The organism is Paraburkholderia sp. RL17-373-BIF-A (assembly GCF_046030175.1).
Taxonomy (GTDB): Bacteria; Pseudomonadota; Gammaproteobacteria; order Burkholderiales; family Burkholderiaceae; genus Paraburkholderia.
Genome location: NZ_JARESO010000055.1, coordinates 1 through 22,283, shown reverse-complemented (window position 1 = coordinate 22,283; position 22,283 = coordinate 1). Strand labels below are relative to the sequence as shown.

21 protein-coding genes and 2 pseudogenes are annotated in these 22,283 nt (G+C 62.9%); 11 read left to right on the top strand and 12 right to left on the bottom strand.

Features of this window, described 5'->3' with window-relative positions; genetic code table 11:
* The first annotated feature begins 47 nt into the window (after positions 1 to 47).
* From P0D80_RS39095 to P0D80_RS39080, 4 genes are all read left to right on the top strand, one after another.
* A complete protein-coding gene (locus tag P0D80_RS39095) occupies positions 48 to 1,757 on the top strand; it encodes an FAD-dependent oxidoreductase (protein ID WP_408291744.1) in 1,710 nt (569 codons plus the stop codon).
* Positions 1,758 to 1,849: 92 nt separating this feature from the next.
* The gene (locus P0D80_RS39090) at positions 1,850 to 2,086 is read left to right on the top strand and encodes a DUF2783 domain-containing protein (protein ID WP_408177303.1); all 237 of its coding nucleotides are present in this window, start codon (positions 1,850 to 1,852) and stop codon (positions 2,084 to 2,086) included.
* A 319-nt stretch (positions 2,087 to 2,405) separates the two neighbouring features.
* Positions 2,406 to 2,882 carry a hypothetical protein gene (locus P0D80_RS39085; RefSeq protein WP_408177302.1) on the top strand — a complete coding sequence of 159 codons (477 nt, stop codon included), beginning with the start codon at positions 2,406 to 2,408 and terminating at the stop codon, positions 2,880 to 2,882.
* 91 nt (positions 2,883 to 2,973) lie between these two features.
* Positions 2,974 to 3,669 carry a 4'-phosphopantetheinyl transferase family protein gene (locus tag P0D80_RS39080; RefSeq protein ID WP_408291742.1) on the top strand — a complete coding sequence of 232 codons (696 nt, stop codon included), beginning with the start codon at positions 2,974 to 2,976 and terminating at the stop codon, positions 3,667 to 3,669.
* 20 nt (positions 3,670 to 3,689) lie between these two features.
* On the opposite strand, the gene P0D80_RS39075 is transcribed toward P0D80_RS39080, so the two are convergent.
* The 3 genes from P0D80_RS39075 to P0D80_RS39065 all read right to left on the bottom strand — a co-directional run bounded on the left by P0D80_RS39075 (position 3,690) and on the right by P0D80_RS39065 (position 5,852).
* Entirely contained in the window at positions 3,690 to 4,541 is an 852-nt protein-coding gene (locus P0D80_RS39075; protein WP_408177300.1) for a 4'-phosphopantetheinyl transferase family protein, read from the bottom strand.
* Between the two features lie 12 nt (positions 4,542 to 4,553).
* Complete coding sequence (locus P0D80_RS39070) at positions 4,554 to 5,033, bottom strand: hypothetical protein (RefSeq protein ID WP_132378920.1); 480 nt, start codon at positions 5,031 to 5,033, stop codon at positions 4,554 to 4,556.
* 153 nt (positions 5,034 to 5,186) lie between these two features.
* A complete protein-coding gene (locus P0D80_RS39065) occupies positions 5,187 to 5,852 on the bottom strand; it encodes a nitroreductase family protein (RefSeq protein ID WP_408291739.1) in 666 nt (221 codons plus the stop codon).
* Between the two features lie 272 nt (positions 5,853 to 6,124).
* On the opposite strand from P0D80_RS39065, the gene P0D80_RS39060 reads away from it, so the two are divergent.
* Positions 6,125 to 7,354 carry a YbfB/YjiJ family MFS transporter gene (locus tag P0D80_RS39060; RefSeq protein ID WP_408177298.1) on the top strand — a complete coding sequence of 410 codons (1,230 nt, stop codon included), beginning with the start codon at positions 6,125 to 6,127 and terminating at the stop codon, positions 7,352 to 7,354.
* Between the two features lie 40 nt (positions 7,355 to 7,394).
* Here the strand turns inward: P0D80_RS39060 and P0D80_RS39055 are convergent, their stop codons facing one another.
* The gene (locus tag P0D80_RS39055) at positions 7,395 to 7,868 is read right to left on the bottom strand and encodes an Lrp/AsnC family transcriptional regulator (RefSeq protein WP_408177297.1); all 474 of its coding nucleotides are present in this window, start codon (positions 7,866 to 7,868) and stop codon (positions 7,395 to 7,397) included.
* Between the two features lie 393 nt (positions 7,869 to 8,261).
* On the opposite strand from P0D80_RS39055, the pseudogene P0D80_RS39050 reads away from it, so the two are divergent.
* Positions 8,262 to 8,881 (top strand): annotated as a pseudogene (locus P0D80_RS39050) (LysE family translocator).
* A gap of 77 nt (positions 8,882 to 8,958) precedes the next feature.
* Here the strand turns inward: P0D80_RS39050 and P0D80_RS39045 are convergent.
* Positions 8,959 to 9,327 carry a hypothetical protein gene (locus P0D80_RS39045; protein WP_408291737.1) on the bottom strand — a complete coding sequence of 123 codons (369 nt, stop codon included), beginning with the start codon at positions 9,325 to 9,327 and terminating at the stop codon, positions 8,959 to 8,961.
* A 500-nt stretch (positions 9,328 to 9,827) separates the two neighbouring features.
* A complete protein-coding gene (locus tag P0D80_RS39040; protein WP_132378910.1) occupies positions 9,828 to 10,883 on the bottom strand; it encodes a LacI family DNA-binding transcriptional regulator in 1,056 nt (351 codons plus the stop codon).
* A gap of 198 nt (positions 10,884 to 11,081) precedes the next feature.
* Here P0D80_RS39040 and P0D80_RS39035 point away from each other — a divergent pair, with 198 nt between their 5' ends.
* From P0D80_RS39035 to P0D80_RS39015, 5 genes are all read left to right on the top strand, one after another.
* Positions 11,082 to 12,107, top strand: a complete 1,026-nt coding sequence (locus P0D80_RS39035; protein ID WP_408291734.1) for a TRAP transporter substrate-binding protein — start codon at positions 11,082 to 11,084, stop codon at positions 12,105 to 12,107.
* Between the two features lie 62 nt (positions 12,108 to 12,169).
* Complete coding sequence (locus tag P0D80_RS39030) at positions 12,170 to 14,056, top strand: TRAP transporter large permease (RefSeq protein ID WP_408177295.1); 1,887 nt, start codon at positions 12,170 to 12,172, stop codon at positions 14,054 to 14,056.
* A 103-nt stretch (positions 14,057 to 14,159) separates the two neighbouring features.
* Positions 14,160 to 14,699 (top strand): VOC family protein, encoded by a 540-nt coding sequence (locus P0D80_RS39025; protein WP_408177294.1) that lies wholly within the window; start codon positions 14,160 to 14,162, stop codon positions 14,697 to 14,699.
* Entirely contained in the window at positions 14,696 to 15,994 is a 1,299-nt protein-coding gene (locus tag P0D80_RS39020) for a ribulose-bisphosphate carboxylase large subunit family protein (RefSeq protein WP_408177293.1), read from the top strand. The genes P0D80_RS39025 and P0D80_RS39020 overlap by 4 nt, the downstream gene beginning before the upstream one ends.
* Before the next feature lie 26 nt (positions 15,995 to 16,020).
* On the top strand, positions 16,021 to 17,367 hold the full coding sequence (locus P0D80_RS39015) for a four-carbon acid sugar kinase family protein (protein ID WP_408291731.1): 1,347 nt from the start codon (positions 16,021 to 16,023) through the stop codon (positions 17,365 to 17,367).
* Here the strand turns inward: P0D80_RS39015 and P0D80_RS39010 are convergent.
* The 6 genes and pseudogenes from P0D80_RS39010 to P0D80_RS38985 all read right to left on the bottom strand — a co-directional run.
* A pseudogene (locus tag P0D80_RS39010) lies at positions 17,363 to 17,467 on the bottom strand (sugar dehydrogenase); the annotation flags it as partial. The gene P0D80_RS39015 and the pseudogene P0D80_RS39010 sit on opposite strands and share 5 nt — an antisense overlap.
* A gap of 150 nt (positions 17,468 to 17,617) precedes the next feature.
* Positions 17,618 to 17,773 carry a DUF3309 family protein gene (locus P0D80_RS39005; RefSeq protein ID WP_012429014.1) on the bottom strand — a complete coding sequence of 52 codons (156 nt, stop codon included), beginning with the start codon at positions 17,771 to 17,773 and terminating at the stop codon, positions 17,618 to 17,620.
* Between the two features lie 154 nt (positions 17,774 to 17,927).
* The gene (locus P0D80_RS39000; RefSeq protein WP_408291729.1) at positions 17,928 to 19,154 is read right to left on the bottom strand and encodes a YbfB/YjiJ family MFS transporter; all 1,227 of its coding nucleotides are present in this window, start codon (positions 19,152 to 19,154) and stop codon (positions 17,928 to 17,930) included.
* Positions 19,155 to 19,247: 93 nt separating this feature from the next.
* Positions 19,248 to 19,862: a TetR/AcrR family transcriptional regulator gene (locus P0D80_RS38995; protein WP_408177289.1), complete on the bottom strand. Its 615-nt coding sequence runs from the start codon at positions 19,860 to 19,862 to the stop codon at positions 19,248 to 19,250.
* A 118-nt stretch (positions 19,863 to 19,980) separates the two neighbouring features.
* The gene (locus P0D80_RS38990) at positions 19,981 to 21,618 is read right to left on the bottom strand and encodes an MFS transporter (RefSeq protein WP_408291727.1); all 1,638 of its coding nucleotides are present in this window, start codon (positions 21,616 to 21,618) and stop codon (positions 19,981 to 19,983) included.
* 7 nt (positions 21,619 to 21,625) lie between these two features.
* Positions 21,626 to 21,913, bottom strand: a complete 288-nt coding sequence (locus P0D80_RS38985) for a DUF3303 domain-containing protein (protein ID WP_132378894.1) — start codon at positions 21,911 to 21,913, stop codon at positions 21,626 to 21,628.
* Between the last annotated feature and the right edge of the window lie 370 nt (positions 21,914 to 22,283).

The following is a 22,283-nucleotide window of genomic DNA, read 5'->3' as shown; positions in this document are numbered from 1 at the left end:
AGACGCACAGCAAGACGCCGCAGAGCGGAGAAGGACGGAGACACAAGATGAGCATCAACTACCAGACGCTGTCGTTCGAATACCAGCCGTGTCGTGAACAGAGCGCGCAGAGCGGTGCGGACCATGCGGCCTATCCCGTGATCGTGGTCGGCGCGGGCCCGGTGGGCCTCGCCACCGCGATTGATCTCGCGCAGCAGGGCGTGCCGGTCGTGCTGGTCGACGATGATTGTTCATTGTCCACGGGATCGCGCGCGATCTGCTTTTCGAAACGCTCGCTCGATATTTTCGACCGTTTGGGATGCGGCCAGCGAATGGTGGACAAGGGTATTAGCTGGAATGTCGGCAAGGTGTTTCTGAAAGACGAGTTGGTGTACACGTTCAATCTGCAACCTGAAGCGGGCCACAACCGGCCCGCGTTCATCAACCTCCAGCAGTACTACGTCGAAGGCTTTCTACTCGAACGCGCGCAGGAGATGCCGAATCTCGAGATCCGCTGGAAAAGCAAAGTGGTCGGCGTGCAGCAAAGCGGTACGCCCGGCACTCACGACGCCAGCGTAACGCTGACCGTCGACACGCCGAATGGTCAGTACGCGTTGCGCGCTCGCTATGTGGTCGCCGCCGACGGCTCGCGCAGTCCGATCCGCAATCTGATGGGACTCGACAGTAAAGGCGTGACATTCAAGGATCGTTTCCTGATCGCCGACGTCAAGATGGAAGCGGAGTTTCCCACTGAGCGCTGGTTCTGGTTCGATCCGCCGTTTCATCCGAATCAATCGGTGCTGCTGCATCGTCAGCCGGATAATGTGTGGCGGATCGATTTCCAGCTAGGGTGGGACGCCGACCCGGTGCTGGAAAAGACGCCGGAGCGCGTCATTCCGCGCGTGCGTGCGCTGCTCGGGCCGGACGCGAAGTTCGAGTTGGAATGGGTCAGCGTCTATACGTTCTCGTGTTTGCGCATGGACCGTTTCCGGCACGGCAACGTGTTGTTCGCCGGCGACTCCGCGCATGGCGTGTCGCCGTTCGGCGCGCGCGGTGCGAATAGCGGTGTGCAGGACGCGGAAAACCTCGCGTGGAAACTGGCGATGGTGCTCGAAGGCAAGGCCTCCGATGCTTTGCTCGATACCTATGCAAGCGAACGCGAATTCGCCGCCGACGAAAACATCCGCAACTCCACGCGCTCCACCGATTTCATCACGCCGAAGAGTCCCGTGAGCCGTGTGTTCCGCGATGCCGTGCTGAAGCTCTCGCGTCATCATCCGTTTGCGCGGCAATTGGCCAATAGCGGCCGGCTGTCAGTGCCGGCGGTGTTGCGTGATTCTCCGCTGAATACAGCGGACCGTGACCCGTTTGAAGGGGCGATGGTGCCGGGCGCCTCGTGCGTCGATGCACCGGTGCAGGTGGCGGGACAACCGGCATGGCTGCTGCAGCAACTCGGCCAGCAATTCACCGGCGTGCTGTTGTGCGGCGATCAAGGTGTCGATCAGGCGACTCGGGCCGCGTTGGACACGTTGCGCGCTGGGCCGATTCCGTTGAAGCTCGTCGTTGTGACGCATGGCGATCCGCAGGCCTTTGTGTCTGCGAACGCGCAAGTCGCGCACGATATCGAAGGGCTGGCCCACGCACGCTACGACGCAAAACCCGGCACGTTCTATTTGATTCGTCCGGACCAGCATGTTTGCGCGCGCTGGCGGCAACTCGATGCGGGTGATGTCGCGCATGCATTGAAACGCGCACTGTGCGTCGAAGGCACGGCTTGAACGTGCGGCATCAGGAAAACAATAGCCGCAAGCAATTTGCATGGGATCGGAGTAAGCGTTAAAGCGCCAACTCTGGTCGACAGGAGACAGACATGACACTGAACACGCAATCGAATCTCGCCCGCCCCGACGATTTCTACGAGGCGTTGATCGATATGCATCGCGATCTTGACGATGCGCAGAGCCAGTCGGCCAATGCGCAACTGATCCTGCTGCTCGCCAACCATATCGGCGATCACGCCACGCTGCTCGAAGCGATGCGGCATGCTCGCGACGGCGTGGCCGACGTGTCGGCGCGAAATGGTAAAGCGCGTCCGTTGGCTGCATAACCGCATAGCGCGAGCAAAGATTGACTTTGCGCAACGCAGATTTCGGAAGACGTCAATAGTAGTGATTTGTTGCGCGCTTCCTCTCAAATTCGCGGAAGACAATCCGCGATTCATCTCAATTTTTTCTTTCTGACTATCAGATTCTTCTTAGCAAAGCGGCACAAGCGCTGCCTCATACTAGTCGGCTTGTTGAGGGAAGGATGATCAGATCGCATAGGATGTGACGTTCCGGTGGGCCAGGTTGCTTCGTGCCGGCGCACCATGTCCTCGTGCGTTGCCGGTGGGAATTTCCCCACGTTCGGCTAGAGAGAGACACGAGATGAAATTGTTTTTGATAAGCGACCTTGTCGTTCAAGAGTTGGCGTCGATGAAAGTCGACGGAAAGTGGCTTTCTCCTGCGCAGTTTGCCGAATCGGCGTTGCTCTGGATTAACCATTACGCGCCTGGCCGTGCAGCGCCTGAATCGTTTTTTTTCGAAGTCGAGTGCGAAGTGTTGCAAATCGCCACGCAACTCGCCGTCGGAGAATTGGCGTCGGTCGAAGATTTGCCGTTGGGGCAGTTGTTTAGCGACTATCCAACGGTGAATTACGCGCATCCTTTGAGCGCGAAAGCGTTGGCTGCGACGCTGACAGCGTGCCGTGAAAAAATTTCCCGTGGCGCTCAGGCAGGAGCATCTGACGATGCGATCTGGTCGCGGCAGTTCGCTGCCTGTGCGAAGAACGTGCCGCAGTCTCTCGGATGTCATCCCACCCTCTGTCAGTTGATGTGCCACATCGGTGACACGCCGAAGGTTTGAGCGTCGCTCGAGATCGATGGCTTCGTACGTCATATCGGGTAGAGTCGCGGTTATGCGTCCGCGATTGCGCCCATTACGTCCGAACCTTTGCATGTATTCGATCGACCCCGTTCCGCTGCCGCACGATGGCCCGTCCGACATTGCGTTGTGGCGGATGGACATCGACTTCACTGCGTCGCTCGACGCGCCGGCTTTTGCATCCCTCAGCGAGGACGAACGCACGCGAGCCCGCACCTTTCGCCGCCATGAAGACGCGCTGCGCTTCGCGACCGTGCGCGCCGCGCTGCGTGAAGAGCTCGCGCGGCGGCTCGACATGGCGGCACATGCCGTGCGTTTTGCGCTCGACGCCAATCACCGACCCCATCTCGCGGATTCGAATCGCTTCGATTTCAATGTATCGCATGCGGGTGCGCATGGACTGATCGCGATGTCGCCGGTTCGGCGCGTGGGCGTCGATATCGAGCAGCACAGCGACAAATTCGATTGGCATTCGATTGCGGCCTTGACGCTCGATCCGGAAGAAGTCGCGTGGATCGAACGCCTCGACGTAGGTCAGCAGAGCGATGCGTTTTACGATGCGTGGGTCGCCAAGGAAGCGCTTGTCAAGACAACGGGCGCGGGGATCACGCGCGGATTGCAACATCTGACGGTGCTGCCGCGTGAGAGCAAGCGCGTGACGCTGCGCAAGCAGATTCCAGACGATATGCGCGATGTCGCCGCGCACTGGCTTGTGGCACCGGACAGCTACGCTGCGTGCGTCGCGTGGTCAGTGACCGCGCTTCGGTAATCACAAACAAACACAGCGCGCTAAGCGTTGACCTGTCCGAACGCCAAAGCCTTCGGCCAGCCGAACGCGTGGACCTGTGTGAGTCGCTGCATGGCCGGCTGCGCAAGCGCGACCGCAGCGCGAATCTTGCCGGCCATCGGCACATCCAGCACATGCCAGCGGCCGTGTTCCGCGAGATCGAACGCACCGTTTGCGGAGTGGCTGAACAGCAGTTCGACATCGATATCGACGGGCGCATAGCGCAGCGCATTGCAAAGACTGCCGTAGCGAGCGCGGCGTTGCGAGGCTTCCGGCGTCTCGTCGGGCGCCGCGGCTGGCGAGGGCACGACGACGCTCAATCCTAGCGTCGCCGACGCAACGCCGATCACAATCCAGATGCCGCCGTAAGCGATATCGATTGTGATGCCGCGGCCGTCGCGAGGATGACGCGCACGCAGTTTCTCGTTGCCGTCATCCTGTAAATCGACGGCTTGCGGTTCGCAGTCGAACAGATTTCCGACGATCCAGCGCACGACCACTCGCGCGCTGATAAAGCGTTTGCGCAACGCGGCGTTCGGATGCAGCCGCGCACGCTCGCGTTCGCTCTTCGACAGCCAGCTATCGCCTTCTTGCACGGGCACCGGCAGCCATTCGCAGCGGAACCGCCAAAGATGCAACTCGCCTGCGCTCGGCGCGGCGACGTTGTACGGATAGTTGCGAGTCAGCGGATGGGACAGGAATGCGGGTGTGGCCGCGGCGGCAATAGTGGGTGCGAGGCGGGCGGGCTGCACGGCATGTTCGCCAGCACTGCGTTCAGCGGCGACTTCGCGTGACTCGCCGCTATCGCGCGGGCGCGAAGCCGCCGGGCAAGCCAGATCCAGTTCCAATGGCATAGGCCTGCTTCCTCAATGCATGTACGTGACGCGCCGGGCTTGCACGTCGAGTTCCACACCGGCGTCGAGCAGATCGATGGCGAACCAGCGAATCAGCTTCAGGACACCACTCACCGCGGGCGCGGGCAGCCATTCGTTCAACATGCGCAACGCTGCACCGCTATGCGTTTTTTGCAGCAGCGCGATGGTCTGCAGGATCACCGCTTCGTCCTTGCCGAGATCGCTGGCACAGCGGCAGCGCATATCGAGTGGCCGATACGACACGTGCATCAGCGAACGCATCAGTAGATCGAAGTGTTCGATGCCGTCCGGTCGCAGACCGATGCCGCTGAGAATGTCGCGCCAGTGCACGCCGCCGCGCGCCGTTTCGCAGGCGGGCCGCAGCCATGTGCGAACGGCGCTCAGGACGGTGCGGTCGGGCGCGTCGGCGGTATCGGTCGGATGATCGTCGATCAGTTCCGGGCGGCTGCTGTGTTGAGAGCGAAAGTTCATCGATGCTCCTGAATGGACACGGTCCAATGAATCGCGCCGGCCGGATGGGGCGGGTGCCGCGTCGCAGGCCAGTGCTTGTCGCGTGCGACGGATGGGCGAAGACGCAGAGCCTGCGTCAGATGCTCACGTTTGATGCCGTTACCGACGCTTGCTTCAGCTTTGAGCCGGCTGCGTCGGCTGCCACTCGCGCACGTGTGCGCTGCGCGCCGGACGTGCCGGTGCTTGCCCCGGCGTTTTCGGCGTGCCGACAAACAGGAAGCCGAGCAGGCGCTCGTTCGGCGCGAAGCCCAATGCGTCATGCAAGCGCGGCTCATAACTGTCCGGACCGGTGGACCAGAAGCCGCCATAAGCGAGCGCATGGATCGCGTTGAGCATGTTCATCGCCGCCGCGCCGGCGGCCAGCAATTGCTCGATCTCGGGCACCTTGGGATGCGCCGAGATTGCCGCGCCGAGTGCGATCAGCAGCGGCGCGGCGAATGCCTTCTGCCGGCGATGCGCATGCGCCGAACGCGGTTCGTCCGGCGAGCGGGCGCAGGCGAGGTCGACCAGCACGTCGCCGAGCGGTCCGCGTGCGTCGCCGCGAATCGTCACAAAGCGCCAGGGACGCAGATTGCCGTGATCCGGTGCGCGCAAGGCGGCGTCGAAGATCAGTTCGAGCTCGGCGTCCGCCGGACCGGGCTCGGTCAGCGGCCATTGCGATTGACGCGACAGCAGGACTTCGAGCGCCGCCGAAGCTTTCGGCCCGGCGCCGGCGGCAGGCTTTGCCGCCGCCGGGCGCTGGTTGTCGGTTTCGGGGCGGCTGATGTCTAGTGTCGTCATGATCTCGGCTTCGGCGAATGGTATGGGCTGAATAATGAGCTAATTTGCTAGTAAATGCAAATCATTCGCATTTAGAAGGCATGTTCGTGGATTGGTTTGGCGCCTGTTCGGCGCACGGCGCGAACCACCGGCAGCTAGCGCAGGCGAAGGGAAGGCATCAACGCAACTAACGGTCAACCGCGCCCGGCGCCCCCGGATATGATGGCGAAGTGCCGAATTCAGCCTTTTTGGCAAAAGCGGCTTACAGCCTCCTTGCCCACTTTCGCTTGCCCATGCCGACAAAAACATTCGAGACCGCATCGACTTCCAAGGCCACCGAAGCGGCGCAACGCCTCCCCACGCTGATGCTCGCCGCGGCGCTGTCGCTGGGCAGCGCGATCGCGCTCGGGCTCGCACGCTTCGCATACGCACTGCTGTTGCCGTCGATGAAACTCGACCTCGGCTGGAGCTTCGCGCAAGCCGGCGCGATGAATACGGCCAACGCGCTGGGTTATCTGCTCGGTGCCCTGGCTTTTCCGCGCCTTGCGCGCAGATGGTCGGCCGGCGCATTGTTCGGCGGCGGTTGCGTGGCGACTGCGCTACTGATGGCAGTCAGCGGGCTGCTTGCCGACACGGACTCGCTGCTCGTGTTGCGCGTGATCACCGGCGTGAGCAGCGCGGCGGTTTTTATCAGCGGCGGCGTGTTGGCGGCGCGGCTCGCATCGGCGAGGCCGCACGACGCAGGGCTCGTCCTCGGCTTGTATTACGGTGGCACGGGATGGGGCATCGTGGCGTCGTCGGTGCTGGTGCCGCTGACTATCTTCAACGTCGCGCACGGCTGGCAGTTTGCGTGGTTCGCACTCGCGCTCGCGTGTGCGGTACTCGCCGCAGTGGCCATCGGCGCCGCGCGAAAAATCGAGAGCGTGCACGCGACGGCGTCGTCGGCCACGCAATCACACGCCGCCGCCGATGCACCCCGTTGGCCGCGATTCAGTCTCGCGCTGGCGGGCTACGGCTTGTTCGGCGTCGGCTATATCGGCTACATGACGTTTATCGTCGCACTCCTGCGCAATGCGGGCATGAGCGCGGCTGTCGTTACGGGTTTTTATCTGCTGCTAGGCGTGGCGACGGTGGTCTCGGCGCGCGTGTGGTCGGGGTTGCTCGATCGCATGCGCGGTGGCCAGGCGCTCGCGGTGCTCAACGCTTTGCTCGCGGTCGCGACGCTGCTGCCCGCGCTGTTCACGCAACCGTGGGTGGCGTTCGTGTCCGGCGTGCTGTTCGGCGCGACGTTTCTCTCCGCCGTGGCGTCGACCACGGCTTTCGTGCGCCACAATCTGCCCGCGAGTCATTGGGCCAAAGGCATCAGCGCGTTCACGATCGTGTTTGCATTCGGGCAGATCGTCGGACCGATGGTGATCGGCTGGGTCTCGGACGGCGCGGGTCTCGCGCGCGGGCTCGTGTATTCCGCACTGTTGCTCGCGGCGGGCGCGGTGCTGGCGGCGTGTCAGAAGGCGTTGCGCTGAACGTGAGTCCGCGCTTTCAGGCAAGTGCGCTTCACGTTTTTCACACTTGCACGGACGGGATGCTCTTCATGCAACGCAAGGCGAACATCGAGCGGCTATGCCGGATGCCGGCGATCTTGTAGAGCTTCTCGCGCAGGAACCGCTCGTAACCTGCTGTGCCGTCGACCGCCACTTTCACCAGATAGTCGTAGTCGCCCGACACGAGATACGCCTCCAGCACTTCGGTCAGCGTCGCCAATTCGGCGCCGAAGCGGGCGAGGGCGTCGTCGTCGTGACGGTCCAGCGTCACTTCGAGCAGGACGATGTCCGCGAAGCCGAGCTTCTGCTGATCGAGCAGCGCGACGTAGCCGCGGATATACCCCTCCGTTTCCAACTGACGCGTGCGATTCCAGCACGCCGTGGTCGACATGCCGACCAGTTCCGCCAGCTCGGCATTGCTGAGGCGCGCGTTCTTTTGCAACTCGCGCATGATCTTGCGATCCTGGTTGTCGAGCGGGCGATTTCGGGTGGTCATAGGCGGTACTGGAAGCTTGTTCTGGAAAATCGCATTCTAAAGGAAGATTGTCCCGACATCGCGTGGGAAGCTCATTGCTTTAAGAAGCCTATCCAGCCAGCGTGCCGGTATATTTTCAGGGTGCATTCATGCCCGGGACAACCGTCCGGGCTGCGGGCCTCGCGCCTGCGGCCTTGCGCGGCCACAAGCTGCCATCCGGTGTCTCGCTGTCTTTCACAGGAGGCAGCACGCGGGCGAATTGCGGCGTTACCAGCGCCGTAAGACGCGCTCGCCGGGCATGGACGCATGTTCCTAACCGAATGCTGGCCAGCATGATCGTCCGCACGACCGGGCTCCTCGACCCGCGCGGATAGCGGCGGGATGCACTGGCATGCCGCAGCCACACGCCTTCCGATGTCGATCCAGTTGTACGTTTCCTTTTTTCTTGCTTCTCTAGTCCTCGTCTATTCCCCGGTCCCGTCAATGTGCTGACGATGAGTCAGGCACTCGGCGCCGGTTGGCGCGCCGCGCTGCCGTGCGTGTGGGGCGGCACCTGCGCGGTGCTTCTGCAACTGCTCTTTACCGCGTTGTGCCTGAACTCGCTGCTGCTGATCGACGAGCGCGCATTGACCGCGCTTCGCTGGGCCGGCGCGATCTATCTGGTGTATCTCGGTTGCAAGCAATGGCACAGCGGAAGTCTTGCGACGCCGGCCGCCGACGCTCAGCAACGAAGCCTGTTCTGGCGCGGCTTCGCCACCTCGGGACTCAACCCGAAGACGCTGCTTTTTTTTCCGTCGTTCTTTCCGCAGTTCATTAGCGCTCCTTCGAATGAGGCGCACTGGTCCGCGAATCAGCAATATCTTTTGCTGGCCGCTACATTTGCATGCGTGTTTGCGTTGGGCGTGGCGTCGACGGCAATTTTCTCGCACCGCTTGCGCACCGTTTTACAACGGCCGAAGCGGCTGCGCGCCGTGAATCGTTTGATGGGTAGTGTGCTGGTCAGCATGGGCGCGCTGATGGCGGCGGTGCGCTGAGCGCGTCGACTGGATCGTGCGGCGGACACTGCACCACGCGCGTCGCCTTGAACTAAAAGCGACGCGTGCCTCCTCGATCAACTTGGTTTGGTAGGCGTTTTGACCGCGCTCTGTACCGCGACATTGCGATAGACGTCGCGGCAGAATTGCATGCCGCTTTGATGCGCGCCGTTGACAGCCGCCGCGATGCGTACCGTTCCCTCGACATGCTGAGCCGGCGGATTGACGAGTGCGGCGTCGATTGCGAACGGATCGGCAGGCGACGCGCGCATGATGCCGATGCCTTTGATCGTCAAGGCAAGGCACGGGTCGGGTAGTTGCGGACCGTGGCTGGCGGCGACGTCGAAATTGATGTTCAGCGTCCAGAAACCCTCGTGAATATCCTGATGAATAATGACGGCTTTCACCACGTCCTGGTGTGACAGCGTGTACTCGTTGCTGGCCATCGGTCCCTCCTTGCCTCGCACACATTCTGAGCGCACGTGTGCAGATATGGCATTTTGCGCGGACTAGGGAAGGTTAGTTTTACGCGCCATTCCGCGCAGCGCAAGCGGAAAGATAGGTGCCTCGATGCGTCGGCGCGCATGCATCGCGCGGACGCGCGAAAGGCGACGCCCGGACGCCGGCGCCGCCTTTCGCGCCGCAGCCGGGTGGGGCTGCGGCGCAGTGGAACGAACCTCGGATCAACTGCGCAAACGAGCAGGTTCTATGGATTAGTGGAAGATGAGGTACAGGATGACCAGTACGATCAACGGGACGCCAAGCAACCAGCCGAGAAGGTAAGGCATGATGTGATCTCCTTTCGTATCGAGGTTTGAATACGAAGGTGATTGAGCATCCGGCGTGCCTGACGTGTCATCTCAAGCCAGCGGTGGCTGCTCGATGCTGCCGAGTAGGCGCCGAACCTCACCGCATGCAAGTTTGGATCGACGCCGCCACGCTAACGTCAAGGCAAATTCTCCCGCAGGACGATGCTAAATTGCACCGGCTTCACGTCGCTCATCGCGTCACGCTTCTCGCGCACGTTGCGAAAAATGCGCAGACAATTTCCCACCATCGCTTGCGGCGTTTGCGTGATCAACGCATCCATGGTGCCGTCGATCAGCAACGCTCGCGTGTCAGGCGTCAAGCCATGACCGACAAACAGAATCTTCTGCTCTGAGCGCGCCTCGACAATCGCGCGCGCCACGCCATCCGATCCGCCGCCGCTGTTGTAAATGCCGGCAAGATCGGGATGCTGCTCCAGCAGCTTGCGCGTCTGCATATAGTTGCGTTCGCTATCGTCGTGTCCCTCACGTAATCCGATCACACGCACTTGTGGAAACGTCGATTCGATCAAATGCAGAAAGCCGATCTCACGTTCCTCATGCCCGCGATAGTTGAGGCTGCCCGCGAGCATGGCGATCTTCCCGCTCGGCCGAGGACCCATGAAGCGCCCGAGCAGCAACGCAGCGGTACGTCCCGCCGCACGATTGTCGATGCCCACGTAAGCCAGCCGCCGCGCATTCGATAAATCCGAAATCAGCGTGATGGCCGGCACGCCCTGGTCCGCCAATGCATTCACGGCGTCGCGCACAACCGGATGTTCGAGCGCCATGAACACGACGCCATCCGCACGCTGTCCGTAGTGCAACAGACGGTCGGCCAGTTCCTTCGGGTTGAAACTCTCGACGTAGTGCACGCGGCACTTCATGTCCAACGCGTTCCACTGATCGTGTGCGAAGTCGATGTAGTCGCCGAGCATGTGCAAATAGCGGTTGGTGCCGGCGGGCAGCAGAAACGCGATGCGCATCGGCTTCGAGGCGGGCACGACGGGCGCCTCTGGCGTGAGCAGATAACCGAGTTGGGCGGCCGCTTGCAACACGCGTTGCGCCGTCACGGCGCGCACGCCTTCGCGGCCATTGAGCACACGATCCACTGTGGCGGTCGAAACACCGGCGGCGCGTGCAATGTCGGGAATGCGGGCGCGCGCGGCGGCGGTGAGGTGAACCGTTTCGGACATAGCGGTCCTTCGCAGAAGGGAATTCCATCAAAAAACATCAAGTTCGCGGTTTGACAGCACTTGCCGCGCACGCCTAGTCTTGCAGCTATCACGCGACGACTCAACACCGGCGACCGGAAATCACGGCGTAGCGAGCAGGCGATGATGGTTTTTGATAGATTCGACAGTCACATCAATTATAAGCAAGGAGACGCTCAAATGACCAACCTCGCGAGACGCACCCTGCTGTGTGCCGCAGCCGCCGTGCCGGTAGCCAGCGCGCTGGGCTTCCCGGCCATCGTGCGCGCGGCGTCCGGCCCGGAGTTCGTGTTCAAGTACGGCAACAACCTGCCGCTCACGCATCCGCTGAACGTGCGCTCGCAGGAAGCGGCCAATCAGATCAAAGAGGCGTCGAAAGGGCGCATGGAGATCCGGATATTCCCTAACAACCAGTTGGGCGGCGATACCGACATGCTCGCGCAGGTGCGCAGCGGCGGCATCGAAATGTTCACGCCGTCCGCGCTGGTGGTATCGACGCTCGCGCCATCGGTTGCGATCAACGCGGTGGGCTTTGCGTTCAGCGACTACAACCAGGTGTGGAGCGCCATGGACGGCAAGCTCGACGCCTACGTGCGCGCCGCGATGCAGAAGGCCGGGCTCGAATCGTTCGAAAAGATGTGGGACAACGGTTTTCGTCAGACGACCACCAGCACCGGCGCCATCACCAGCGCGCAGAACATGCGCGGTTTGAAGATTCGCGTACCGGTGAGTCCGCTCAGCATCGACATGTTCAAGGGACTCGGCGCTGCGCCGACCAGCCTGCAATTCAGCGAGGTCTATTCGTCGCTGCAAACCCATATCGTCGATGCGCAGGAAAACCCGCTGCCGATCGTGCAGGTCGCGAAGCTCTACGAAGTGCAGAAGTTCTGTTCGCTTACCAATCACATGTGGGACGGCTACTGGTTCGTGCTGAACCCGCGCGCGTGGCAGCGCTTGCCGAAGGATTTGCAGGGCATTGCCAGCGACGCGTTCAACCAGTCGGCGCTCAGGCAGCGTGAAGACGTGCGCAAGCTGAACGACGCGGCGGTCGCGGATCTGCAAAGCAAGGGTCTCTCGATCAACCGTCCCGCGCCGGACACGTTCCGCGCGGCGCTGCGCCAGGCGGGTTTCTACGCCGAGTGGAAGAGCAAGTTCGGCAATCAGGCGTGGGACCTGCTCGAACAATCGGTCGGCAAGCTGGCTTGAGCGTGCTGCATACGGGTGAGCCTGAGACGAAGCGCGGCGAGCCGCCGCGAGGAGACAGCAGGATGTCGAATCACGCATTGAATCCGGCGGACGCGGGCGTGCCGTTGCACGCGGCGAGCATGCCGCGCCGCTGGCTGAGGAGCTTCGATCGCGGCTTGATCGCGCTCGTCGAAGTGTGCGCGGCGGCGCTGCTCGTCGTGGAAATCGTCGTGATGCTCGCGGGCGTGGTGTGCCGCTACGTACTGCATCAGCCGCTCGTGTGGTCGGATGAACTGGCCGGGATTCTGTTCCTGTGGCTCGCCATGCTCGGCGCCGTGCTGGCGTTGCGGCGCGGCGAACATATGCGGATGACGGCGCTGGTCAGCCGACTCTCGCCGCAGCGGCGCGCGTTCGTCGACACGCTGGCGATCGCCGCATCGATCGCGTTGCTTGCGCTGCTGATCGCTCCCGCCTACGACTATGCGTCCGGCGAGGCAGCGATCGTGACGCCCGCCTTGCAGATCAGCAACGCATGGCGCGCGCTCGCCTTGCCGATCGGCGCGGCGCTCATGCTGCTGGTCGGTCTGATCCGTCTCGCCCAGGTTAGCCGTGTGCGCGACGTCGTGATCGTGCTCGCAATTACGGCTGTGCTAGCCGCGGTGGCCGTGTTCGCCGGTCCGTGGTTTCAGACGCTCGGCAAAACCAATCTGGTGATCTTTTTCGTCGGCGTGGTGGCGATCGGGATTTTCTCTGGCGTGCCCATCGGCTTCTCGTTTGCGCTTGCCACGTTCGGTTATCTGGGACTCTCGACCTTCACACCGCTCGAAGTCGTGGTCGGCCGCATGGACGAAGGCATGTCGCATCTCGTGCTGCTCGCTGTGCCGCTCTTCGTGTTTCTCGGCTTGCTGATCGAAATGACCGGCATGGCGCGCGCAATGATCGAGTTTCTCGCAAGTCTCGTCGGTCACGTGCATGGCGGGTTGTCGTTCGTATTGATCGGCGCGATGTATCTGGTGTCGGGCATCTCCGGTTCGAAAGTGGCCGACATGGCGGCCATCGCGCCGGTGCTGTTTCCGGAGATGAAAAAACGCGGCGCTTCGGAAGGCGATCTGGTTGCGCTGCTCGCCACGACCGGCGCGCAAAGTGAAACCATTCCGCCGAGCATCGTGTTGATCACGATCGGTTCAGTGACGGGGCTGTCGATATCCGCGCTCTTCACCGCGGGCATGCTGCCGGGCGCGGTGCTCGCGCTGATTCTTTGCGTGGTGGTGTGGTGGCGCTATCGCAAGGAAGACCTGAGCGGCGCGCAGCGTTTCAGCAAGCGGCAGATCGGGCGTCTGTTCATCGTGTCGCTGCCGGCGCTGGCGTTGCCGTTCGTGATTCGCATGGCGGTGGTCGAAGGCGTGGCGACGGCGACAGAGGTGTCGACCATCGGCATCGCCTATTCGATGCTGATCGGCCTGCTGGTGTATCGCCGCTTCGAATGGCGGCGGCTTGGCCGCATGCTGGTGGATGCGGCGACTTTGTCCGGCGCGATTCTTTTCATCATCGGCTGCGCCACGGCAATGGCTTGGGCGCTCACGCAATCCGGCTTTTCGCAGGACCTCGCGCAACTCATGGGCTCGATGCCCGGCGGCGCGTACGGTTTTCTCGCGGTGTCGATTGTCGTGTTCGTGATGCTCGGCAGCGTGCTCGAAGGGATTCCTGCCATTGTGCTGTTCGGGCCGCTGCTGTTTCCCATCGCGCGGCTCGCGGGCGTGCATGAAGTGCATTACGCGATCGTCGTGATTCTTTCGATGGGCGTGGGTCTTTTTTCACCGCCGTTCGGTGTCGGCTACTACTCGGCGTGCGCGATCAGCAAGGTCAATCCCGATGCGGGCATTCGTCCGATTGTCGGGTATATGGGCGCGTTGATCCTCGGCCTGATCCTGGTCGCGGCGATTCCCTGGATTTCGATCGGTTTTCTCTAAGCAGGTCTCTCAAGTTTATTAACAGGTTCGACCTTCGGGCGCCGCGCTTTCGCCGCGCCGGGGCGTCGCTCGTCTTTCAACCCCGCAGCATCGGGAGAGTTTCATGAGTCGTTTCTTTGGCGAAATCCGGCAGGCAGGTTATGTGGTGCGGGACATCGAGGCCGCGATGGACTACTGGAGCCGCGTGCTCGGCGTAGGTCCGTGGTTTTACAACGAACGCGTGCCGATCGAGAACTACACCTACCGTGGGCAATCGTACGAGGTGCACAACTCGGTGGCGCTGGCGAACTCGGGACCGTTGCAGGTCGAACTGATCCAGACACGCAACGACGCGCCCTCGATGTATCGCGACTTTCTCGCCGCGGGCCATACCGGCTTGCAGCACAACGCGTACTGGACCACGTCGTTCGACGCGGATCTCGCGCGTCTGCAGGAGCAGGGTTTCAAAGTCGCGATGAGCGGCGAAGTGGGGCGCAACGGGCGCTTCGTCTACTTCGATACGGAGAATCATCCCGGCACGGTAATCGAGTTGTCCGAGATCGCCGGGCCGAAAGGCAAGCTCTTCGACATGATCTACGCGGCGTCGTGCGACTGGGACGGCCGCGAGCCGGTGCGCCGCTTTCCCGATCTGGGCACGCTATGAGCGAGACGCTGCAACCGCGCGCCGTCGACGACGATACGCTCGAGGCCGACTATCTGATCGAGACGCCGCTCGATCCCGCGCGTGTCGCCGATGTCATGGCCGGCGAGCAATCGAGCGGCACGTTCGTGCGCGTCGCCAATGAATCCGATGCGCTGCGCGCGCGCAGCCGCGCGAGCGTGCTGCGCATCGAGGAACTGGAGGCTGCGGCACAACCCAGCTTGCCGAACGCATGGCTCGAGCGTCAAAGCACACCGGGACCGTGGCGGCGTGCGCGCATCACGCTGTCGTTTCCGCTCGCCAACATCGACGCGAATCTGCCCACGCTGGCCGCGACCGTCGCCGGCAATCTGTACGATCTGGGCGAAGTGACCGGCATGCGGCTGCTGTCGTTGCGCTTGCCGGCTTCGTACCGTGCGCGGTTCGAGTTACCGCGTCATGGCGTGGCCGGCACGCGCGCGCTGACGGACGTGAAAGACAGGCCGATGATCGGCACCATCATCAAGCCGAACGTCGGCCTGAGCGCGGCGGAAACGGCGGCGCTGGTGCGCGATCTGTGCGAAGCGGGCGTCGATTTCGTCAAGGACGACGAAGTATGCGCGAATCCCGCCCATGCGCCGCTGGCGGAGCGCGTGCGGGCGGTGATGGCCGAAGTGCGCCGCTACCGTGAACGTAGCGGCCGTCCTGTGATGGTCGCGTTCAATATCACCGACGACCTCGACGCCATGCGCCGTCACGCGGAACTGGTCGAACGCGAGGGCGGCAGTTGCGTGATGGCGAGCATCAACTGGTGCGGCTTTTCCGCGATCCAGACGCTGCGCCGCGCGACGCCGCTCGTGCTTCACGCGCACCGCAACGGCTACGGCATGATGTCGCGTGATCCGGCGTTGGGCATGTCGTTTCAGGCGTATCAGACGTTGTGGCGACTGAGCGGCGTCGATCATATGCACGTGCATGGCCTTGCCGGCAAATTCGCGCAGAGCGACGCCGAAGTGATCGAGTCGGCACGCGATTGCGCGACGCCGCTCGCCGCCGGTTGCGACGATACCGTGCTGCCGGCGTTTTCATCAGGGCAATGGGCCGGCACCGTGCAAGCGACATATGACGCCGTGCGCTCCACCGACCTCCTGTTCATGTCAGGCGGCGGCATTCTCGCGCATCCGGACGGCCCCGCGGCAGGCGTCACGAGCGTGCGCCAGGCGTGGGCTGCGGTGCAGGCGGGCACGCCGCTGCCGGTGTACGCCGAGCACATGCCGGAGTTGCGGCGCGCCTTGGCGTTTTTCGGCAGCCGCACGTGAACATCACCGGCGGCACGGAACAAAAGATGAGCGACGAAGCACATAGCAACGGTCCCGCCTACGCCTTCTACGGCGACGACTTCACCGGCGCAACCGACACGCTGGCCCATCTCGCCCGCGCCGGTTTGCGCACCATGCTGTTCTTCGCACCGCCGGATGCCGCGCGTCTTTCGATGCTCGGCCGGCTCGACGCACTCGGCGTAGCGGGCGCCGCGCGGACCATGCCGCCCGCCACGCAGCGGCAGGAACTCGAGCGTGTCGGCGCCGCCTTCGCCGCGCTCGGCGTGCGGGTGATGCACTACAAGGTGTGCTCGACGTTCGATAGCGCGCCGGAAACCGGTAGCATCGGCGTGGCGATCCGCACGTTGCGCGAGTACTGCGCGAACGAACTCGTCGTGGTGGTTGGCGGTCAGCCGAATCTGCGGCGCTATTGCGTGTTCGGTGAACTCTTCGCGGCAGCCGGCGCGGATGATAGCGCGCAGTCGATCTACCGCATCGACCGTCATCCGACGATGAGCCGCCATCCCGTTACGCCGATGAACGAAGCGGACTTGCGTGTGCATCTTCAGCGCCAAGGTGTGAAGAATGTGCAATCGATCGACTGGCGCTGCTATGCGCACGGCGACGCCGAACTTCAAGCGCGAGTGCAGCACCGGCTCGATTCGAAACCCGACGCCGTGCTGTTCGACGTGCTCGGCGATTCGCATCTGCAAGCGATTGGCCGCGTGATCGCGCGTCATGCCGCGGCGTCGGCGCCATTGCTCGCGGTCGGTGCGAGCAGCGTCGCTCAGGCTTATGCGTTGGCGCATGACAACCGCGTTAAAGATGCCACTGCGGAAACCCGAACCATGCCGCTGCTGACTCCCGCGCGCGGCCCCGTATTTGTATTGGCGGGCAGTCTCTCGCCATTGACCGAAGTGCAGATCGGCGCCGCGCAATCCTATCTGCGTGTGGAACTGGACCCGCTGAAAATGACCGGTGACGCCGCCTCCAACTATCTGGCGGAGCGCCTGGCCGCGATAGCCGGGCCCTTGCGCGACGGACGCAACGTGCTGGCTTTCACGACGCGCCGCGCGTCGAGCGAAGGCGGCGCGCTGCCGCAACTCGCGCATGCCTGTGCCTCACTCTTGCAACAGGTACTGGGCGCCGTGCGCTTGCACCGCATCGGCATTGCGGGCGGCGACACGTCGAGTTTTGCCGTACGCGCGCTCGGCGCATGGGGACTCTCGTATCTCGCGCCGTTATCGGCGGGCGTCACAGTGTGCCGTCTCCACGCCGATCGCGCGGAACTCGACGGCATGGAGATCATGCTCAAAGGCGGGCAAATGGGCGACGCGGATCTTTTCGAGCAACTTCTCGAAGGCAACGGCTAACGACCGCGCCAGCATCCGCGAGCGCTTTGGCGACGCCGGAATCAATGCCCGAACTTACTCCCGTGACCAGAGCGACCTGATTCGCGAGTAACTTTTCCATCGCTGCTCCCGGCGTGACAAGGTGGGAATGTGCATCGACCATCCACATAGCAAGGCCGCCGGATATCCATGCAGCGAACTGCACCGATATCCGGCGGCCGACCCGATTCCGAAGAACACGGGCACTACGAAATGCTTAAGCAAGTTGCGGCTATATGACGCCGACGACCAGCAATACGATCACCACGATCACAACGAGGCCTAGACCGCCCGTGGGACCGTAACCCCACGCACGACTGTGCGGCCACGTGGGGAGCGCACCGATGAGCAGAAGAATCAGCACGACTAGAAGAATAGTTCCCAACATATAAATGACCTCCGCCTGGTTGATTGGACCTGCCTTCACGACAGCCGCGCAAGGCACGCCCTGCGGGCGTTCCTGCGAAAGGCAGTATCGGTGCGATGATTGAGCAAGCCGCATGCCCAAGGCTAAAAGTCGAGCGGGACACGTTCGAAACCAGTTACATCGCGGTGTGGCGTGCGGCGCCGATACGCGACGCAAGGAGATCAGCGACGAAGGCAATACTTAGCGCCACTGCTCCACAGGTGAAGATCAACGCGTAGTCGTTATGCGTATGCGAGAAGAGGTACGAGTACCCATAGCCGCCGAGCGCCTGGAAGAGCGCGAAGGCTGTCGTCGCGCGACTCCATGCAGCTCGTTGTTCGGTGTGATCGTGCGGCACCAGTTCATGAATGCGGCCGAGCACGAGCGGCACGATGCCTGGCGTGAAGATGCCGAGAATCACGGTCGAGGCGGCCAGCACGAACGAGCTGCCCGAAAACGCGAGCATGGCGACAGCGGCCGCTTGCAGAAGCAGTCCGACGCGATACGCCTTGCCGAAGCCGATGCGATCGGCCACGTTGCCGCAGATCACCGGTCCGGCGATCGCAGCGAGGCCGTACAGCACCCAGTAGTTCGCGCCGATTGCCGCGCCGCGTCCCAGGCCGCGAGCGACATAGTCGACGAGCAGTACCATCGCCGGCACGAGACCGAGGGCGTTCGCCGCGTATTGCGCGTACAGCACGCGCAGCGTCAAGCCGTGAGGGCGCGCCGCGTGATGCGCGCCGGACGGCACGACCGGTGCGGGTGGATTCGTCGAAGGCCAGCCGAACCAGCTCACTACGGTCAGCACCAGTGCCACCGCGCCGAGACCGATCCACGTGGTTTGCAAACCATAGTGAAGCAACTGCGGAATCAATGTGCCGGATGCCGCGATACCCAAGCCGAGTCCAAGAAAGATCATGCCGCTCACGAAGCCACGGCGCGGCGCCGGAATGTGCGGAAGAATCGATGTCGCTACCAGCACCATGATCGCGCCGCCGGAAATGCCCGACAACAAACGCCACGTGAAAAACCAGCTCACCGAAAGCGGATACGCGCAAGCGAAGAAGGCGGCCGTCACCACCGCCATCAGCATGCGCAACGCGCTGCGGTTCGACAGCGTCGCTGCGAGCGGACGGCCGATCAACGCGCCAACCAGATAGCCGGCGAAATTCGCCGCGCCGAGCGTCACCGCTTGCGACGACGTGAACCAGTGCGCCTGGATCAGCGAGGGAATCAACGGCGTGTATGCGAAGCGGGCGAGGCCGATGGCGACGAGACTGCCGCACAGCCCCGCGAGCGTTGCGAAGAGCGCGCGGGCATCGAGTGAGACTGGACTATCGGACGCTATGGGTGCAGCGGACATGACGGTTCCTTTACCGGTGCGCGCTGGTAGCGGCGCTGCCGGATGTCGGTGGGGAAAGCGAAGCGAAGGGACGCGCCTTGTCAGGCGCCGGGCTCAGACGCCGTTGTCGGTTGCCGGGAGGGCAGGCAAACCGAGCAGCAGCAACACCGGCGCGATCGCGCCGATGAGCAGCGCCTGTTGCGGATTGACGCGCGCGAGAACGCGAACGCCGATCAATGTGGCGAGCAGATGAGTGGCGGCGTCATCGGCGGAAACGACGGTGGTGATTTCGCCGCTCTCGCCGGCCGCAACCACGCAGCGGTAAAAAAACGCGCGGATTTCGGCGAATTCCGTGGCGACGATGTCACGGAATATTTCGTCCTCCGATGTGGTTTCCAGCGCCGAGTTCACCAGCATGCAGCCGCGCTGGGCGGGATCGGCGAGCGTTCGCTCAAGGATCTCCTGGAAAAACATCGTGATGCCTAGAGCCGGCGATACGGTGCGTTCCAATCGCCGGATCCGTTCGCGCAAGGTGTGCTCGAGATAATGCTCGAGCGCTCGCAGATACAGCGTGCGCTTGTCGCCGAAGGCGTTGTAGAGGCTCGGCTGTGTCAGGCCGGTCGATTTGACCAGGTCGCGCGTGGAGGTCGCCTCGTAGCCCTTCGTCCAGAAGGCCGCGCTGGCGGCTTCGAGCACCTCGTGTTCATCGAATTCGCGGGGTCTTGCCATGGTGAATGCCCTTCCAGCGTCACTGACGACTAGTTCTGTATCAGTCGATATAGAAGGCGATTATATATCGAGTGATACAGAACGCAAGAAGAAGATTCGAGGACGTCCGGCGGCGCGCTTACAGTGCGCTGCGGTTTGGGGGTAGGGCGTCGGCGGGTGGTTGCCCGTCCGGTGCGAGCTCGGTTTCCGGATAGCTGATCCGCACGGGGGGCACGAACCACGCGAGACACAGGCCGATCAACGCGGCGGCGCCGGCCACCAGAATGCCGATGTGAATGGATTGCACCAGCGCTTCGCGCGCGGACCTCATCATGGCGTCGCCCGACTGGCCGGCACTCACCAGACGATTGATCAGCGCGGCCTGTTCCGCGCGGTCCACCAACAGTTCAGGACTGGCGAAGGATTTGAACCACTGCGTCGCCTGATAGGAATCGAGTGAGCGATGCACGCCGCGCGAATAGAGATGCCCGAGCAACGCGCCGGTCATCACCGTGCCGAGCATGCCGCCGAACGTCCGCAGTGATTGAAGCAGCGCGGTGGCTGCGCCGACATGATCTCGCGCGACGATCTGCTGCGAACAGACTGTCAGGCTGGTTGCCACCAGACCGAGGCCGAGCCCGCTGATTCCCATGCACGACGCCCACACGAGATGCGGTTCCGTGCCCCGTAGTACGACCACGCTGAGACAGGCGAGCGCGGACAGCGCAAAACCGGCATACATGATGCCGTTCGCGCGGCGGATCCGTGTGACGATACGATTGTTGAGCACGCTGCCTACGGTCGTGCCGAGCAGCAGCGGCGTGATCAGCATGCCGGAGTCATGCGCCGACATCGCGTAGCCGCCTTGAAACAGCAGCGGTACGTAGAACACCAGCGAAAAGAGCGCGAAGCCGCCGAGCACCGACATCGCGAAGAGCGCGGAGAGCTTGCGGTCCATGAGCATGTCAACGGGCACGATCGGATAGCCGATGCGCCGCTCCCATAGCCAGAGAATCAGCCCGCAAGTCGCCGCTACGATGGTTAGCACGACTGTCGTGGTGTCGAAACCGCGTCTCGGAAACAGTTCGATCAGCACTTGAAGCGAGCCGAACGTGACCGCGAGCACGAACGCGCCGAGCCAGTCGAGTCGCACGGGCCCCTTGTGCCGCAGGTGAAGCAGCGGCGGCAGAAAGCGTTGCACGAACAGCAGCGATAAGATCCCGACCGGCACGTTGACGAAAAACACCAGCCGCCAGCCGCCGTACTGCGTCAGCATTCCGCCGAGGGTCGGTCCGATCATGTTCGACACGCCGAAGGCGGAGGTGACGAACACCAGCCAGCGCAGCCGCAGTTTCGGATTGGGAAACAGATCAGCGACGGTGGCGAACACCGTGCCGATCAGAATGCCGCCACCGATCCCTTGCAGGCCGCGCGAAATCACCAGCAACAACATGCTGTTGGCGAGCCCGCACAATACCGAGGCGCCGGTGAACAACAGGATCGCGGCGATCAAAAACCGCTTGCGGCCGAATAGATCGCCCAGCCGTCCGAAGATGGGAATCGTGATGACCGAGGCCAGCATGTACGACGTCGCGACCCACGCGTACAGGTCGAAGCCCTTCAGTTCGGCGACGATACGCGGCAGCGCCGTACCGACGATGGTTTGATCCAGCGCCACCAGCATCGCGACGAAGGCGATGCCGAGCATCGCAAGCAGCGATTCGCGGAACGGCAGCAGTTGCCCGCTCGGAAGCGGCGCGGCGAGCCCGGCGTTCATGGCGTGCTTACTTGTTACCCGCTGCGGCATATTTGCCGAGGGCGCCGCCCAGTTCTTCGTCGGTCAAGGCCGGGGAGATGTTCATCGTGAGCAGGTCGCCCCATTCGAGCGCCAGCGCCGCCATCGCGCCCGTGTCGTCAGACTCGACGATCGCAACGCCATGCAAGCCGCCGATAGCGTGCCAGCGTCCCAGCAATTTGACTCCCTCCGGCACCCGGCCGCCGGTCTTCATGAAACGTTCGATGACGGAACTCTCGGCGGTCGGCAGACCATTCCATAGGACGATAAATTTCATTGCGCGTCTCCAATCCGAATTGGCGATGCCGGCTCGTGGCGCGCTGCCATCGTCGCTTATGGGTACGGCGCGTCGCGGTTGCGGTGCGCCGTGTTCACTCTGCGCCCGCAAGCTGTCCGAATAGTGCGTGCTATTGGCGGACAGCGATCAGAAAACCACGTGGCGTCCTAAGCATCATAGGTGAGCGTAGCGCGGGCGGCGTCGCCGCGTGCGGACATTCACCAGGCTAATTGAACAAGCGCTCTTTCGTGGCGAAAAAGCGAAGAGGGCTATTGCCAGCTGGGAATATCTCGTGGGTTGTTCACGTTAACTATTGCGGGGCGCCGGCAACAAAAGCAAACGGCACGCGTGGGTGACGCGTGCCGTTGCT